Genomic DNA, 15,437 nt, shown 5'->3' with positions numbered 1-15,437 from the left:
TTAGCGCCCGCGCCCGCAGGGCTGAGCGGCCAGGAAGGCCGCCACGTCCTGCCGGTAGGCGTCGTATTGCACCGAGCGCGGGGCAAACAGGCCCACCACGTTGATCAGCCACGGATGGCGCGCGAACAGCGGCTTGACCATCACGTGATCGGCCTCGTCGATGCGCGTCACCGTCAGCAGCGAGGCCGGGATCGTTTGCCGATACACACGCTCGGTTTCGTCCGCGTCCACGTTGACGTCGCGCCCGCCCAGGATCAGGTGCACCGGCGTGGCGAAATGCCGCAATCCCGCCGTCGCGTCGCTGGCCATGTTGGCGCGGATAAAGCGCCAGCGGTCGGCGCTCAATGCGGCGGCGGCGCCATACTCACGTCGGTACTGCGCGTAGCCGTCCGGTTGTTCGAGCAGCGTTTGGATATGGCGCCAATGCGCCTCGCGCGCCTGGATCTGCGCTTCATCATCCCCTGCGGCCGCCATCGCCGCCCGGGTGTTATAGCGCCCCTGTCGCAGCCAGTTGATCGCCGGCGCCAACGCCAGCGTGAAGGCGATGTCGGGGCGCAAACGCGCCACCTCCGGCATCACCCACCCCGCCTGGCTGGTGCCCCACAACCCCACGCAGCGCGCATCGAAGCGCCCGTCTCGCCGGACCCAGTCGATGATATCGGCGGTTTCCCGCGCGCGATCCGCCATGGTCTGATGCAGCCAGTTGCCGCCGGAGCCGCCAACGCCCGGCTTATCGAAGGATAAAACCGCATAGCCTTGCTGCGCCATCGCCTCCCAAATGCCGTAATAGCCTTCGTCGCGGCTGGCGTTGGCCGGCCCATCGCCGTGCACGAACACCACCACGCCGGGCTTGAACGGCGCATGCTCCGGCAGCACCAGCGTGCCGGTCAACCGATTGCCGCCGGCGGACACCGCGACCGGTTCGGTGACAAAGCGAAAGTCGTTGACGTAAATCACCCAGCCAAGCGCCGCCAAAACCAGCGCCACGAGGCACAGCCCTATTTTGCGCACGTCGTCTCCCCGTTGCGTTTCTCCATCAATATCCAATCGGCCTGGCCGAACAGCAGCCCCAGCAAGGCGTAATGCTCTTCGCGTCGCACCTGAAAGCCGCAGCGCCGGTACAGACGCTGCGCATCCACGTTGCGCCGGCTGACGTGCAGGCTCAGGCGCCGGCCTGCGCCTTGTTCGGCGGCGTAGCCGTTCATCCACTGCAGCAGCCGCCTGCCCACCCCTTTGCCGCGCTGATTCTCCGCCACCGCCAGGTAAGAGAGATACAGCTCATCGGCCGCCGGGGCATGCTGCAACACCACCATTTGCAGATACATGCGCCAAACGTTCAGCCAGCCATAGCGGCGACACAGCCGCCAAATCGGCAATGCGCGCGGGCGCAACCCGCCGTCGCCCTCTGCCTCGGCCGCATTGAGGGCAAAAGCCGCCACCACCTGTTCATTCTGTTTCACCACGAAGCTGCGCTCCCGGCTGCCGCTTTGCCGCCAACGCCACAGCCGATAGAACAGACGCCACTGAAGGCGGGCGCTCAGACGGCGCGCGCGCTGGAATTTGTCGCTGAACGCGGCGTAGATCAACGCCGCCGTTTGCAGCCGGTCAGCGTCGCGATAAGGCTCAATGTGCAACATATCAACCTCGACTAGGGTTGGCGGTAGAGCAGTTGCTCCAACAGCCGCACCGGCGTGATCGCCTCCGGCGAAGGCGACGCGAAGATCGCCTGCCGCCAGGCCTGGCTTTCGATCACGTCCAGCACCAGTTGCGCGAGCGGCAAGGGCGCTATCGCCGGCGCTATCTCGCCGATTTGCTGAGCTTCGGCGATCGTCGTCGCCAGCGCCTCAATCAACTGCCGCTGGTTGGCGCTGAACGGTTCGGCCAATGCCGGGTTACGCGCCACTTCAGCCACAATCTCCGCCGACAGTTGCACATTGTCCGGTTCGGCGACAAAAGCGTGATAGGCGGTGAAAAAGGCCGACAGCGCCTCTTTCGGCCGCTTTCTGTCGGCCAATAATCCGGCGGCGAACTCGGCGAATACACCGTTTTCCAGCAGCGCGATCTCGCCGATCAGCGCCTCCTTGCCGGAAAAATGGTTATAGAGGTTGCCCACGCTGACGCCCGCTGCCTGGGCGATATCCCGCATGCTGGTCTGGTGAAATCCCTTATGGGTAAAGCTGTGCAGCGCGGCCTCAACAATCTTTTCTCGGTTTCCCATCGTCAGTTCCCGAAACGGTGAAGGGGGCGCCTGGCGCCATAAATTGACATGAATGAACGAACGTTCGTTCACATTAAGTTTAGCATAGACCGGTAAAATTGAACCGCAGCTCAACGGCGTGCAAATCGGCGGGAATATAAAAACGCCGCCCCGCTTTCAGGGGCGGCGTCCGGCAGACTCAGTGCAACGCGTCGCCTTGTTTCACCGACGTAAACGCCTGCATCAGCTTCACGACGTCATGCATGCCGATATTGACCTGGTTGATCACTTCTCCGGCATCGTGAGTCAATGCCACACCGCCGCCGGCCTGTTCCACGCAGGTCGCCATGCCGGCGATCGCCGCCGCCACGCCTTGCTGGATAGACTTGGTCATGCGTTCGATCTCGGTCGCCGCCTTGCGCGACTGCTCCGCCAGCGTGCGCACTTCATTGGCCACCACCGCAAAACCGCGCCCGTGCTCACCGGCGTGAGCGGCTTCGATGGAGGCGTTAATCGCCAGCAGGTTGGTTTGGGCGGCGATTTTACGAATGGCTTCGACGATGGTGCCGATCTGCTGAGAGCACTTGCCAAGCTCGGTGACCACGCCCGACGTTTCGCGCGCCGCCGCTTCGACCTGCTGCATGCCTTTCACCGCCTGCTGCACGATGACCGCGCCCTGCGCCGCTTGCCGATCGGTATCCAGCGACAGATGATGCGCGTTGCGCACCATCTCTTCTTCGTGCTGCTGCTGTTGCATTAGCCGGGTGATGTCCTGGGCAATCTTCACCACTTTCACCACCTGGCCTTCATTGTCGAGGATCGGGTTGTAACTGGCCTCCAGCCATACCCGTTCGCCGCGCCGGTTGACGCGCTCAAAACGCCCGGTGATGAACTCGCCGCGCGCCAGGCGCTGCCAATGCCGCCGATAATCGTCGGAAGCGGCGAACGCCGGCGGGCACAGCACCGCATGCGACTGCCCGCATGCCTCTTCCAGGCGATAGCCCATCAGCGCCAGCATATTGTCGTTGGCGCTGACAATGGTGCCCTGCGGCGTGAAAGCGATCATCGCCATCGATCGATTCAGCGCCGCCAGCAGGCTGCGGTGTTCCTGCGCCTGGGTCACTCGCTCGGTCACTTCGCTGGCGATCTTGACGATTTCCACCACCTTACCCTGTTTATTCAGCACCGGCGCGTAGGTGCCCTGCAGCCACACCGCCTCGCCGTTTTTCGCGATGCGCTTTATCGTGTCCGTGATGGGCTGCCCCTTATTCAGCGTCTCCCAATGCTTGCGATATAACGGGCTGGCGACATAGTTCGGATCGCAGAAAATACGGTGATGCCGGCCAATCACGTCATCGCGTTGAAATCCCAGCGTGTTGAGGAAGAGATCGTTGACGCGCAAGACCGTGCCGTCGGGCGAGAATACGATCATGGGAACGGCGTGTTCTATCGCGCCCAGTTCGGCGCCTTTGTGGGTAGTTAACTGACTGAATCGTAACAGCATAAGGTGTAGTCCTTGTGGCAGATGATGGCGCTTTTCTTATTTTGTCTGGCCACATGCCGCGCCCACACGCAGACGTGCCATCGCGGAAGGAACGGGCAGCGCCGAACCTTCTGGTTATTGCTATTAACCGGATTAAATTTATTTATTCAGTAAAGTAATTATTCGAATTTAAATAAACCAACAACCTAAGATTTTTATTATTAAATGCGTAATGAGAATAACGTAAGTAATGAAAATTGAAAGGTAAAATGCGGATTTTTATCGGCGCCGGCAGGATAACCGGCGCCGTTGAGCTAACACATCGCCTCTTACGCGACCAGCGGCTCCGGCTCAGTCACCGTGCCGTTGAGCATGATTTCCGGCACATAGCGCAGTTCATTGAGCAAACTTTGATGGTCCTGCCCCAAGAGCAGGATGACGCTGTCCGCCGCATCCAGACGGTGGTCATCATTGTTATCGACAATGAGGTAACTGCTGTTTTGCTCGCCGAGAACGCTGCTGACCCCGACCTTGGCGCTCAACGCGCCAGGCTGACCGAGATCGAGCAACGCGGCCAACAGCTGGCTGGCGCTGCCGCCCTGCTCGGCCGTCAGGGCGCTGATTCTCGCCTCCATGCCTTGCGCATCGCTGACCCCATAATCCGCCAGCTTAGCGCCGGCGCCATGGGCAATCCGCAGGCCCGAAAGCACATCGTCGATGCTGCCCTGCGTCAGCGAAAAGTCTTTTAACGTCACGCCTGACGCCGCCGTGCTGCTCTGCAGCGTAACGTGGCTTTTCCCTGCGCCGGCGACGATCGTCGTGTCTCCCTGCACGTTAAATTGATCGCTGCCTCCTCCGCCTTTGACCAACAGCTGTTCGCCCTGTAGCCCAAGATCTTCCAGCAGCGGCGCCAATTTGGCCTGCGCGCCACCACTTAACGGCAGCAAGTCCAACATTTGAATGATCGTGCCGTCACCGCTGCCGCCATGAGAGGACGTCAGGGTGAACCCATTACCGGCGAAGGCCGAAGCGTCAACCTGGCGGACCTGAGTGTACCCCTCCGTTAGCGTCAGGTTGAAATTCGCGCCGCCGGACAACGTAATGTCTTGCACCTGATCATTTTGCCCCGTCAGCGTCAAGGCGCCATTTCCCCAGCCGCCGGTGTTAATGGCAACCAATGTCAATGGATTTTCATCGCCATGCGAGTCAAGCGCCAACGAGCCGGCATTACCGCGCCCGGAGAACAACAGATCGAAACGATCGGTGGCATTCTCAAGGAAGGCTATCTCCAGCCAGCTGTCCGCATGATCGCCGATACCGCTGATTTCAAGGCGCGCCGCATCGGCATTGGCGTTGATCACCTTGACGTTATCCGCCCGGCCGGACAACAACAATCCCTCACGGCCAAGCGCCTGCGCCGCCCGGCTCTGCACGACCGTCCCACCGTCCGTTCCCTCTACGGTGGCGTTGCCGCTCAGCACCCCGTAGTCAAACACATGAGCACTCGTCGCCAGCGCTTTCGTGCTGTAACCGTTCCAACCGATTTGCGTCAGCGTAGCTTCCGCCTGGCCGATATAACCCGCCATATCTATCTGTTCGAAATGACTGAAATTGGCGGCATTGCTGCTCACCGTACTGATGCGCACGCCAAAGAGATCGAGCGTCGAGGTCATTTTGACGATCAGGTTGGCGGACAAAATATCGTGCCCGTCACCGCCATCGGCGCTGAATATCCATCCCACATGATTGGCGCCGCCATCGGCATTGCCTCCCCATAGCAGGCTGTCATTGCCGTTGTTCAGATAAAAGTGCCCTTGGGCGGCGGCGAGATCGGCCTGCGAAGTGAGCTGCACCCGATCGTCGCCATAAGTGCCATGCACTGTCACATTGGCATTGTTTACCGTCATGTCCACCCCATACCGAGCCGCAGGGTTATTATGCAGCCAGATATCCGCCGCAGCGTCGCCATTGACGATCAGGTAAGAAAGCTGCGAGGCATAGCTCAGGTCAACCGTGACGTCCGCGTCAGCATCCAGGAACACCCTGAACAGCACGGCGGTTTCCGCATTGCTCAGCGTATGGTGAGCATGCGTATTCACCGTACCCGATGCGTTGCCTCCCCCCTCGCTGGTGGCGAGAGACGCGGTCGTTTTATACGCCAGGCTGGCGCCGACATCGCGCGCGAACATCCACTGTTCATACTGAACATCACCTGTCGGCGGCGCATTGATCAGCTCGGCGATCACCGCCTGCGTGACCAGGGCCTTGTCGCCGCCCAGCGCCCGGTAGTGGTCCAACTGCTGTTCATTCGCCGCCCGGCCATGCACCGCCTGATAGACGTGCTGAATAAAGTCGTCCCCCTGTAAACCACCGATCTGCGCCTGAAATTCCGGCGTCGCCAGAAGGGCCGTGACCAATTCGGTATAGCTCAAGGTGCCGGAGGCCAGCGTCTTGCTCCAATTGTCCAGCGAGACGCTGTCCACCGCCCGCTCGGGCAATGCACGGAACAGCGCCGCTATCTGCTCCAGATACTCGGTCGCCGGCAGTTCGCCCGGCGAATATTCCTGGCCCGCCGCATTGAAATGCTGTTGAGCCGCCGCATCTTCCGGCGCCACCACCCCGCGCAACTGCGCGATCATATCCACCAGCAGATCGCCGCGCGTCGCGCCTTCCGCCAGCCGTTGCTGGTAAGCGGCCAGTTCAGTTGCCGTCGGTGGCCGTTCGAATCCCTGAGCGAACAGATGCAAAATGAAGTCATGATCGGAAAGATCGTTAAGCGGCAGGGTGGCAATCTTGCTCTGCGCCAACGCAGCCAGATCGCCCCCCTGATTGAGCAGCTTGCCGTCATGCGCAATTTCATCGGTCTGCCAGGGTGCTCGCAGCAGATAAAACATCGCCTGCGCGTCGCCGCTTCCGCCGGCGGCATCGGCGGCCGTGCCGGGATACAAACCTTCTGCAATGCGCTGATCGAGCGCATCACGCTGCGCCAGCATCACCGGATCGTCCCCCAGATAGTTAAAGAGGTCGATGACGACGCTGGCGACAGCGCTGTTGAAATGCCCCTGTTGCAGTAAGGCATTGATGTAATCCGGATCGGGAGCGCTATTGTAAACGGAGAAATAAACCTGGCTGAGAATGTCGTATTCGCTTTGGCCGCTCATCCACCCAGCATCAGGTTGGCTCATTAGAATACTGGCCATATAGGCGGGCGGCTGGCTGCCGATATCAAATGCGCTGTCGTAGTAATCGATTTCCGCCGTCGTCGGCAAACGCCCGAAAATGCCGATGATTAAGGCGCCGATCTCTTGTTGCGTCGCTAAAGGAATCATAATAAATCCCGTCAGTGTAATGGACTAAGTTCGCGGCATGGCTGCGCCGCGGCCTGTCTCCTACCTCGCGAAGAGAGACATTGCACACTGCCTGGAGGGGTTTTTATAGGTATGACTACAGTTAAGAAATGCTGATGCGATAAGTCAATAAAACGGGGAAAACCGATCCTCGGTATGGGACTTTGCTCCCATACCGAGGCACCTGAAGGCTTAGCGCCAGCGTTCGGCTGCCCAGGCGGCCTGTTGCTCTGCGTCGTGGAAGGTCCAGGCGACGAAGCGGCTGATCTTCTGCCCTTGCGCCATCTCGATGGTGCGCACCTCGGCCGCGCCCGCCACCTTCAGCGCATGATAAATGGCCGGCAACGTGGTATTTTTCGAGATGAGCGAGGTGAACCACAGGCAGTTGTTGGCCTTGCCGACGCTCTCCTCCACCATCTTGCGCACAAAGGCTTCTTCGCCGCCTTCGCACCACAGCTCATTGTTCTTGCCGCCGAAGTTTTGCACCGGCTTGGCGGCCACTTCCCCTTTGCCCAGTTTATGCAGCTTGCGGCGGGTGCTGGCGCGCGCTTCCTGCTCGGACGCATGGAACGGCGGGTTGCACAGGGTGGCGTCGAATTTCTCGGCCGCGCCGATAATGCCGTTAAAAATCAGCTCAGGCTGTTTTTGCAGCCGCAGGCGCACGCTGTTGCGCAGCGTCGGGTTCATCTCGACGATCATCTTGGCCGAGTTGAGCGACACCGGATCGATTTCGGAGCCGGTGAAACGCCAACCGTATTCGCGCAGGCCGACGATCGGGTAAATGCAGTTGGCGCCGACGCCGACGTCGAGGATCGCCACGCCCTTGCCGCGCGGGATCTCGCCGCCGTTGCTGGTCGCCAGCAGATCCGCCAGGTGATGCAGATAGTCGGCGCGGCCGGGGATCGGCGGGCACAGATAATCAGCCGGAATATCCCAGTGTTCGATGCCGTAAAAGTGTTGCAGCAACGCACGGTTGAGCATTTTCACCGCCGCCGGATCGGCGAAGTCCACCGAGACATCGCCCCAGGCGTTCGGTTTTACGAACGGCGCCAGCGCCGGGCAGCTGGCGATCAGCGCCGGGAAGTCATAGCGCGAACGATGACGGTTGCGCGGATGCAAGCCGCTTTTCTGCTGCGGGAAGGTTTTCTTTTTTTCCACCGTGACGGGCTCTCTTGAAGGGATTTCCGGCGCGTAAGATAACACATCCGGCCCGCAATGGCGCAGCGGCGGGAAACCCGGCACAATGAAAGCTTCATCGATTGCCGCAGGATCCCCCATGAACCGTGAATCTCGTTATTATTATGAACCCGCCGCCGGCCACGGCCTGCCGCACGATCCGCTGAACGCCATCGTCGGCCCGCGCCCCATCGGCTGGATCTCTTCCCGCAGCGCCGCCGGCTTGCGTAATCTGGCGCCCTACAGCTTTTTCAACTGCTTCAACTATCGCCCGCCCATCATCGGTTTCGCCAGCACTGGCTGGAAAGACAGCGTGGCGAATATCGTGGAAACCGGTGAGTTCGTTTGGAACCTGGCGACACGCCCGCTGGCGGAAGCGATGAACCACAGTTCCATCCCCCTGCCGCGCGGCGAGGATGAATTCGCCTTCGCCGGCGTCACGCCGCTGCCCGGGCGCCGGGTCAAAGCCGAGCGCGTGGCCGAAAGCCCGGTGAACTTCGAATGCCGGCTGACCCAGTGCATTCAGCTGCAAACCGCCGCCGGGGAACAGGTAGAGACCTGGCTGATATTGGGCGAAGTGGTGGCGGTGCACCTCGATCCGGCGCTGCTGGACGAACACGGCGTCTACCAGACCGCCGCTGCCGAACCTATCCTGCGCGCCGGCGGCCCAACCGCCTACTACGGCATTTCCGAACAGCACCGTTTCGATCTGGCGCGCCCGACGCGCTGATCGTCTCCCCCTGTTTATGCAGAAGATGAACGGGGGAATTAATAATCAAAAAATCTGAACAAAACTGTCAACACTCTCCGATTTCATCCCGCCTGTCACTGCGCAATAATCTTCCCATCGAAAGGCAGACCCCTTTCTCCCTAATTCACTTTGACAGGAATGACGAACATGAAAACCATCAAAACTTTTGCTGCCGCTATCGCCCTGGCCACCGCTTCTTTCACCACTTTTGCCGCTGAACACGTCAGCGCCCAGGATGCCGCCCAATTCGAAAAAGCCGGCGTGATCGTCGCCAGCGGCGCAACCGACCTGAGCAGCCTGAAGTCTCAGCTGGCCGCCAAAGCCGATGCCGCAGGCGCCAAGGCTTTCACCATCACCTCTACCAGCGGCAATAACCTGATGCACGCGACCGCGGTTATCTACAAATAATCGCCGCCCCAGACGTCAAAAAGCCCGCCGGATATCACCCCGGCGGGCTTTTTTTATGTTCGCGTACGTCAGCGCTGAATGGGTACGACAGCGAGTTTTTTGCCGTCCGCATTATCACCACCCCACGCGTCAACGACCCGGGAAATACCGTTGCAAACAGGCAGAAACCCTGTATTCAATGGGGTTTGCGGGGGGCTTGCACACACATTTTTTTACCTGCCCATGGCTGGACTAACGGAAGAGGATGATTATCATGTTACGCAGACTACAGATGCAGAGAGCGTTGTATGCAACATATCATTGAAGGTTTCCTCAGTTTCCAGAAAGAGATTTTCCCACAGCGTAAGGAACTGTTTCGCAGCCTTGCCTCCAGCCAAAATCCTAAAGCGCTTTTCATCTCCTGTTCTGACAGCCGTCTGGTTCCCGAGCTGGTGACGCAGCAAGAACCTGGGCAACTGTTCGTTATCCGCAATGCCGGCAACATCGTTCCTTCCTTTGGCCCGGAGCCGGGTGGGGTTTCTGCGACCATCGAGTACGCGGTGGTGGCATTGGGTGTTACTGATATCGTGATTTGTGGCCACTCGAACTGTGGCGCCATGAAGGCTATCGCGTCCTGCCAGTGCCTCGACCCCATGCCTGCGGTAGCTCACTGGCTGCACTATGCGGATGCGGCCAAAGCGGTGGTCGAGAAGAAAACCTGGAATAGCGAAACAGACAAAGTTAACGCTATGGTGGAAGAGAACGTGATTGCTCAGCTAAATAATATCAAAACCCATCCTTCTGTGGCGGTGGGTCTGCGCAACAGCGGGCTGCGCCTGCACGGCTGGGTGTACGACATCGAAAGCGGCGAAATTCGCACGCTGGATAGAAACACCAAGAGCTTCGTGTCTCTGGCCGATAATCCCGACGTCTATTTCGAATAAAATAACGCCCGGTTTTTATCATTAAATAAAATCCACGCCGCGGCGTGGATTTTATTGTCAGCCTTAAGGCAAGCGCGCCTCTATCGCCGCAGCGAAGTCGCGGCACATCCGCTCGTCACCCTCGGCGTTGTCCGCCAATACCGTCTCGCCATCCACCACCCGAATGTGCGCCTGCAAATCGAAATCCGCCGGCGGCTGCGGGCGCTTGGCCGCGGCGGCCATCGTCTGCTGCGCCTCATGCCACGCCTGCGCCACCGTCTGGTTGCAGGCCTGCGCCAGATAGTCCGGATTAAACCCTTCGCCAGTCAGGCTGCGCAGCGTGTCGTCATGGCTGACACTGTTGCCCGGCAACCAGTAGTGTTGCGCCAGATCCGGGCCAATGGCCGGGTTGTCCGTCAGATAACCGTCGCGCTGCAGGAAGAAGTGGCGGGTTTGTTCCACCGCCATCATCGCCAGCAGGTAGCCCTGATAAGAACAGGCGGACTCCAGCGACAGCAGATGCGGGATCGCCAGCGTCGGGCGCGGGCTGCCGCTGATGCCGAGGATCTTCTGCTCAACCTCGCGCGCCAGCGCGGTGATGGCTTCCGGCGTGCGCTGCCCGTCATCCCACTGATACAGCGCCCACTCGAAGTACGGCACCAGCAGGATATGGCGTTCGTTGAACGCGCGCATCGGCTGGCGCGCCGCGATGCCGGCTTCGATCAGTGCATCGGGCACCGCCTCACCGGCGGCGTTTTTCGCATAGCGTTTCAGCCAATCGGCGTCGTCCAGCAGGCTGTCGCAGAACATCGACTGGGTTTCGGCATAGGCCATCGAAGTCGGCGGGAACTCCTGCGAAAAGCACGGCGCATTCTGGCGAATGTTGGCGAAATGCGCCGCATGGCCGCCTTCGTGGAACAGCGTGTTAAGCCCGTAAGCCCCGCTGCCCACCTGCCCCGGCTGCGCCAGACTGGTGAAGTTGATGCGCGCCGGCACCCATTCCCCCTGGCGTACAAACGGCGGCACCGGGCCGTGCATGAAGCCGTTCTCATACTTGCCTTTGCGCACCAGCAGATCGAGGTTCATCTCCGCGCCGCCAAAACCGATGTGCAGGCGTTTGAAGCTGTCGACCCAGCGTTCCAGCGAACGGGAAAACGGGAAATAAGGATCCAGTTGGCGGGTGACGTCGCCGGCGCTGGCGAAGCGGACGTTCCATGGCTCCAACGCCTGGCTGCCCTTCTCGGCCGCCAGCTGTTGCAGACTGCGCGCGTTGGCCTCGCGGGTTTCCCGCTCGAAGCGATCCAGAATGGCGAACAGCTGCTCCGGCGTCATGCGCTCGGTCTTGTTCACCTTGTAGTCGAAATAGTTGCGATAGCCCATCTGGCGCGCAAAGCGGTTGCGCAGGCCGATCAGCTCCGGCAGGCCGTTATGCAGCAGCCATTGCTCCAGATCGCGCAGCGCCTGCTGCGAGCTGCGGCGGTAGTCTTCGTTCGGGTTGGTCGCCTGGTTGGTCAACAGCTCGCCGAGCGAAGCCGCCACGCGCCGGCCGTCGGCGTTCAGATGGGTGACCTGATAGCCCTTGCGGCGCGAGTAGAGATCGGATTCGGCGTGGATGATCTGATCCAACAGCGCCTGCGCCTGCGGATCTTCAATGGCGTTACAGTCGAAGAAACGCAGCCAGCCTTGCAGGCCGTGGATCAGCGCATCGCGCTGCGCCTCCTGCGGCAGCGTTTCCAATCCGGCCAGCAGATTGCGGATCTCGGCCAGCCGGCGCGGTTCGGCGATAAAGCGCTTATAGGCGCTTTCCGCGGCGGAAAAGCGCGCCGAGACGTCTTCGCCGCCGGTGCCCATGTAGTTTTGCCAGAACAGCTCTTCTTTGGCGCGGTGAACGTCGAGGTAATCCTGGTTCAATTGATTGAAGTAATCGAGAGCCTGTTGCATAACCGTCCTTCTCAGCCGATGAGGAAATATCCCAGTATAGTCGCGCTCAGGCCTGATGCAGGCGTTTCAGCCCCTGCTCCAGCGTCTCGCTCTCGCCGGCGGCCACCAGGCAACAGGCGACCTGCCGCTGGATGGCCTGCGGGATCGCCACCTCGCCCGCCAGGCAGCGCTCGGTCCAGCGCGCGGTGGTTGCCGCGTCTTTCGCCGCCGGCAACGCCGGCGTTTCATCCTGCAAGGTGCGCTCCAGCAATATGCGCTGTTCGCCGCCGACGATATGGTGAATCTGCGGGCAGCGCAGCGGATTGGCGTAGGCTTCGCCTTCGGTGCCGTGCATCAACAACCCGCGGGCGCCGATCTGACGGAAAAACGACGCCACTCGGCCGACATACTCCGGGTGTGAGACGCTGGCGAGACGCAGCGCATCCTGTTCACCGAACGGCGTCGCCAGCTTGGCCAACGTATGGGCGCTGTTGCGCACCCCCATGCGCCAACGCAGCCCGAGCTGCCGCGCCAGCGGCGCCGACAGCGCGGAAACCGGCATGAATACCGCCTCGCCGTTATCGAGACGCTGTTGGGCGTGAGCGGCCTGTTCCGACCACGGCAGCCCAAGCGCGCGAAAAATCTCGGCGCTGGTCACGCGGGTGCTGTCGTCCAGCACGCCGTGCACCACCACCGGCAGGCCCACTTTCGCGAGCAGCAGCGCCAGCAGCGGCGTCAGATTGGCCTGCTTGCGCGCGCCGTTATAGCTCGGCAGCACCACCGGCAATGGCCGCCCCTGCGGCGCCTGCAGCGGCAAGACCTGCTGCTGCATCGCCTGATAGAACCCCAGCATCTCCTCTTCGGCTTCGCCCTTGATGCGCAGCGCGATCAGAATGCCGCCCAGCTCCAGCTCGGGGACCTCCCCGGCCAGCATCGCCTGATACAGCTCAAAGGCGGTCTGTCGATCCAGATCGCGCGCATGGTTTTTGCCGCGGCCTATTTCTTTGATAATTTTGGTGTAATCCATCCGAAGGTTCCCTCAGCTCACTCTTCGGTTAGCATACCCTATCCGCGCCGCCGCTCAACCTCCGCCGCCAGCCGCCGCTGCGTTTCATCGCCATCGCGCAGCCCGGCGATCACCCCGCCGGCATCGTCGGCGCTGCGGTTTTGGCTCATTTTCCATTTGCCTTCGCGCCGGGTGACGGCGATCTCGATACCGACGATGCCTTTAAGCTGTGCGGCGATGTAGTTGGCCGGCGCATCCTCGATCCGCCAGGGTTCAGGACGCCGCCCTTCCTGCTGCGCGGTGAGATCGATCAGTTGGCGGCGCAGCCAGGCCGGGTCGTCCGTCACCGTCGGCACGCCATGCAGCTGCACCACGCTGTAGTTCCAGGTCGGCACCACCTTGCCGGTCTGGCGCTTGCTCGGGTACCAGCCGGGCGACACATAGCCCTCCTGGCCCTGAAAAATCACCAGACATTCCGCCGCCTGTTGCAACCGTCGCCAGTGCTCGTTGGCGCGCGACAGGTGCGCCCGCAGCCGGATCTGCCCCTGTTCGACATCGGCCAGAAACGGCAGCGGATCGGCCGTCAATCCCTGCTCGCCGTGGCTGACCAACAGCCCCAGCGGGTGGGCGCGCACCAACGCCAGTTGGGCATCCAGATCGTCTTCGCGAAATGCGGCGGGTTGAAACATCAGTGTGGCTCCTTATCGCTCTCTCATGATGTCGACAGTAAAGCACCCGCCGGCGGCCTACTTAAGATCCGCTTTCTGAGTATTTCGAGTGATCCGGTTTAACAAGATCAGGGCGACGCCCATCGCCACCAAATTACAGAGCATCGCGCCGGCAAAGGCCTGCGCATAGCGTTCCGCCGCGCCGCCGCTCGCCAACAGCGGCACAAAACCGACGCCGCTGACCACGATGCCCAGCGCGCCCCCCACCTGCTGCACGGTGGCCACCAGACCCGCCGCCATGCCCGCCTGCCGCTCCGGCGCCAAACCGAGCACCAGATTCAGCAGCGGCGTCATGCTCAGCGCCTGGCCGAATCCCAGCACGACCAACCCCGGCAGCAGCCGCAGCGGATGCGCCAGCGCCCCGCCCCACAGCGCCTGCGCCATCAATAGCGCCAACCCGGCGGCGTAAATCGCCACGCCCGCGCTCAGCACGCCGTTGCCCCAACGCAACGTCAGCCGGGGCGCCAGCATCGAGGCCAGCATAAAGGCCGCGCTGGCCGGGGCGAACAGGCTGCCCGCCTGAAAAGGCGTCAGCCCCGCCCCCGCCTGCAGCAGCAGCGCGAAGCACAAGAAAAACGAGGAGGCGGTGGCATAAATCGCCAGCACCACCGCCATGCCCGGCGCGAAGCCCGCCTGGCGGAACAGCGCCGGATCGAGCACCGCATCATCACCGCGCTGCGCCAGGCGGCGCTCCCAACGCAGGAAGCCCCACAGCGTCAGCAACGCCAATGCCAACATCGGCGCGATCCACCACGGCCAACCGCGCGCCGGGCCTTCCAGCAACGGCAGCAGCAACAGCGACAGGCCGGCCGCCGCCAGCCACAGGCCAACGCCGTCCAGCCGCTGCGCCTGCGCCACTCGCGATTCGGGAATGCGCCGCGCCGCCCACAGCGCCAGCGCGCCGATAGGCAAATTGATCAAAAAGATCATGCGCCAGCCGCTGCCGAACAGGTTGGCCTCGATGATAAATCCGCCGAGGATCTGGCCGAAGATTGCCGCCAACCCCAGCGTCATGCCCAGCCAGGCGAAGGCGCGCCGCCGCTGTTGCGGCGCGTACAGCACCCGCATCAAGGCGTAAATTTGCGGGAACAACAGCGCCGCCGCCGCCCCCTGCAGGATACGCGCGGCGATCAACAGGCTGAGCGATCCCGCCAGCCCGCACAACAGGGAGCTCAGCGTGAATCCCAGCATGCCGAGGCTGAACAGACGCCGACGCCCGAAGCGATCGCCCAGACGCCCACCGGCGATCAACAGCACCCCAAACGCCAGTTCATAACCGGCGACGATCAAACCGATACCGGCGAAATCGGCGGCGAACTGTTGCTGGATCACCGGCGCCGCCACGTTGACCACAAACAGATCGAACACCGTGACGAAGCCGCCTAACAACAACACCGGCAGACCGGGCAATCCCCGCCGTTCAACAGATAATGAATGTTCCATACCACCTCCAGAGATTATGATGGCCGCAGTATGGAATAGAGTTTAAACTGTTACTATATAGCCATTTATACTATTA

Annotated in this window: 13 protein-coding genes; 3 read left to right on the top strand and 10 right to left on the bottom strand. The window is 61.4% G+C overall.

Annotation, left to right across the window (positions count from 1 at the left end):
* The 6 genes from ACP39K_RS09495 to rlmF all read right to left on the bottom strand — a co-directional run bounded on the left by ACP39K_RS09495 (position 1) and on the right by rlmF (position 8,185).
* Positions 1–1,011, bottom strand: a complete 1,011-nt coding sequence (locus ACP39K_RS09495) for an alpha/beta hydrolase family protein (protein WP_060444224.1) — start codon at positions 1,009–1,011, stop codon at positions 1–3.
* The gene (locus ACP39K_RS09490; RefSeq protein ID WP_033640929.1) at positions 999–1,637 is read right to left on the bottom strand and encodes a GNAT family N-acetyltransferase; all 639 of its coding nucleotides are present in this window, start codon (positions 1,635–1,637) and stop codon (positions 999–1,001) included. The genes ACP39K_RS09495 and ACP39K_RS09490 overlap by 13 nt, the downstream gene beginning before the upstream one ends.
* An 11-nt stretch (positions 1,638–1,648) precedes the next feature.
* A complete protein-coding gene (locus ACP39K_RS09485; protein ID WP_033640930.1) occupies positions 1,649–2,218 on the bottom strand; it encodes a TetR/AcrR family transcriptional regulator in 570 nt (189 codons plus the stop codon).
* Between the two features lie 178 nt (positions 2,219–2,396).
* Positions 2,397–3,701: a methyl-accepting chemotaxis protein gene (locus tag ACP39K_RS09480; protein ID WP_048794719.1), complete on the bottom strand. Its 1,305-nt coding sequence runs from the start codon at positions 3,699–3,701 to the stop codon at positions 2,397–2,399.
* 308 nt (positions 3,702–4,009) lie between these two features.
* The gene (locus tag ACP39K_RS09475) at positions 4,010–7,009 is read right to left on the bottom strand and encodes an autotransporter outer membrane beta-barrel domain-containing protein (protein ID WP_497008447.1); all 3,000 of its coding nucleotides are present in this window, start codon (positions 7,007–7,009) and stop codon (positions 4,010–4,012) included.
* A 210-nt stretch (positions 7,010–7,219) separates the two neighbouring features.
* A complete protein-coding gene (gene rlmF, locus ACP39K_RS09470) occupies positions 7,220–8,185 on the bottom strand; it encodes a 23S rRNA (adenine(1618)-N(6))-methyltransferase RlmF (RefSeq protein WP_170913119.1) in 966 nt (321 codons plus the stop codon).
* 118 nt (positions 8,186–8,303) lie between these two features.
* Here rlmF and ACP39K_RS09465 point away from each other — a divergent pair, with 118 nt between their 5' ends.
* The 3 genes from ACP39K_RS09465 (at position 8,304) to ACP39K_RS09455 (ending at position 10,285) form a co-directional block, all read left to right on the top strand.
* On the top strand, positions 8,304–8,933 hold the full coding sequence (locus ACP39K_RS09465; protein WP_033640932.1) for a flavin reductase family protein: 630 nt from the start codon (positions 8,304–8,306) through the stop codon (positions 8,931–8,933).
* A gap of 168 nt (positions 8,934–9,101) precedes the next feature.
* Positions 9,102–9,362 carry a multiple stress resistance protein BhsA gene (gene bhsA / locus ACP39K_RS09460; protein ID WP_004939265.1) on the top strand — a complete coding sequence of 87 codons (261 nt, stop codon included), beginning with the start codon at positions 9,102–9,104 and terminating at the stop codon, positions 9,360–9,362.
* A gap of 287 nt (positions 9,363–9,649) precedes the next feature.
* A complete protein-coding gene (locus ACP39K_RS09455; RefSeq protein ID WP_004939270.1) occupies positions 9,650–10,285 on the top strand; it encodes a carbonic anhydrase in 636 nt (211 codons plus the stop codon).
* Between the two features lie 63 nt (positions 10,286–10,348).
* On the opposite strand, the gene ACP39K_RS09450 is transcribed toward ACP39K_RS09455, so the two are convergent.
* From ACP39K_RS09450 to ACP39K_RS09435, 4 genes are read right to left on the bottom strand one after another with little or no spacing between them, the layout of a single operon-like run.
* On the bottom strand, positions 10,349–12,205 hold the full coding sequence (locus ACP39K_RS09450; protein ID WP_497008446.1) for a M3 family metallopeptidase: 1,857 nt from the start codon (positions 12,203–12,205) through the stop codon (positions 10,349–10,351).
* Between the two features lie 46 nt (positions 12,206–12,251).
* Entirely contained in the window at positions 12,252–13,211 is a 960-nt protein-coding gene (ybiB, locus tag ACP39K_RS09445) for a DNA-binding protein YbiB (protein ID WP_016928528.1), read from the bottom strand.
* Positions 13,212–13,249: 38 nt separating this feature from the next.
* Positions 13,250–13,879, bottom strand: coding sequence for an FMN-binding negative transcriptional regulator (locus tag ACP39K_RS09440; RefSeq protein ID WP_497008445.1), 630 nt, complete (start codon positions 13,877–13,879; stop codon positions 13,250–13,252).
* A gap of 57 nt (positions 13,880–13,936) precedes the next feature.
* Positions 13,937–15,361, bottom strand: coding sequence for an MFS transporter (locus tag ACP39K_RS09435; RefSeq protein WP_033640935.1), 1,425 nt, complete (start codon positions 15,359–15,361; stop codon positions 13,937–13,939).
* Positions 15,362–15,437 lie beyond the last annotated feature (76 nt).

The organism is Serratia sp. EC4, from assembly GCF_059652115.1.
This window is presented reverse-complemented; position numbering and strand designations above follow the sequence as displayed.

What these genes read in the sequence shown, in the direction of transcription:
- ACP39K_RS09435 (WP_033640935.1), bottom strand. Translation starts at nt 15,361, where the DNA reads ATGGAACATTCATTATCTGTTGAACGGCGGGGATTGCCCGGTCTGCCG.
- ACP39K_RS09490 (WP_033640929.1), bottom strand. Translation starts at nt 1,637, where the DNA reads ATGTTGCACATTGAGCCTTATCGCGACGCTGACCGGCTGCAAACGGCG.
- ACP39K_RS09465 (WP_033640932.1), top strand. Translation starts at nt 8,304, where the DNA reads ATGAACCGTGAATCTCGTTATTATTATGAACCCGCCGCCGGCCACGGC.
- ACP39K_RS09450 (WP_497008446.1), bottom strand. Translation starts at nt 12,205, where the DNA reads ATGCAACAGGCTCTCGATTACTTCAATCAATTGAACCAGGATTACCTC.
- ACP39K_RS09480 (WP_048794719.1), bottom strand. Translation starts at nt 3,701, where the DNA reads ATGCTGTTACGATTCAGTCAGTTAACTACCCACAAAGGCGCCGAACTG.
- ACP39K_RS09485 (WP_033640930.1), bottom strand. Translation starts at nt 2,218, where the DNA reads ATGGGAAACCGAGAAAAGATTGTTGAGGCCGCGCTGCACAGCTTTACC.
- ACP39K_RS09440 (WP_497008445.1), bottom strand. Translation starts at nt 13,879, where the DNA reads ATGTTTCAACCCGCCGCATTTCGCGAAGACGATCTGGATGCCCAACTG.
- bhsA (WP_004939265.1), top strand. Translation starts at nt 9,102, where the DNA reads ATGAAAACCATCAAAACTTTTGCTGCCGCTATCGCCCTGGCCACCGCT.
- ybiB (WP_016928528.1), bottom strand. Translation starts at nt 13,211, where the DNA reads ATGGATTACACCAAAATTATCAAAGAAATAGGCCGCGGCAAAAACCAT.
- ACP39K_RS09455 (WP_004939270.1), top strand. Translation starts at nt 9,650, where the DNA reads ATGCAACATATCATTGAAGGTTTCCTCAGTTTCCAGAAAGAGATTTTC.
- ACP39K_RS09475 (WP_497008447.1), bottom strand. Translation starts at nt 7,009, where the DNA reads ATGATTCCTTTAGCGACGCAACAAGAGATCGGCGCCTTAATCATCGGC.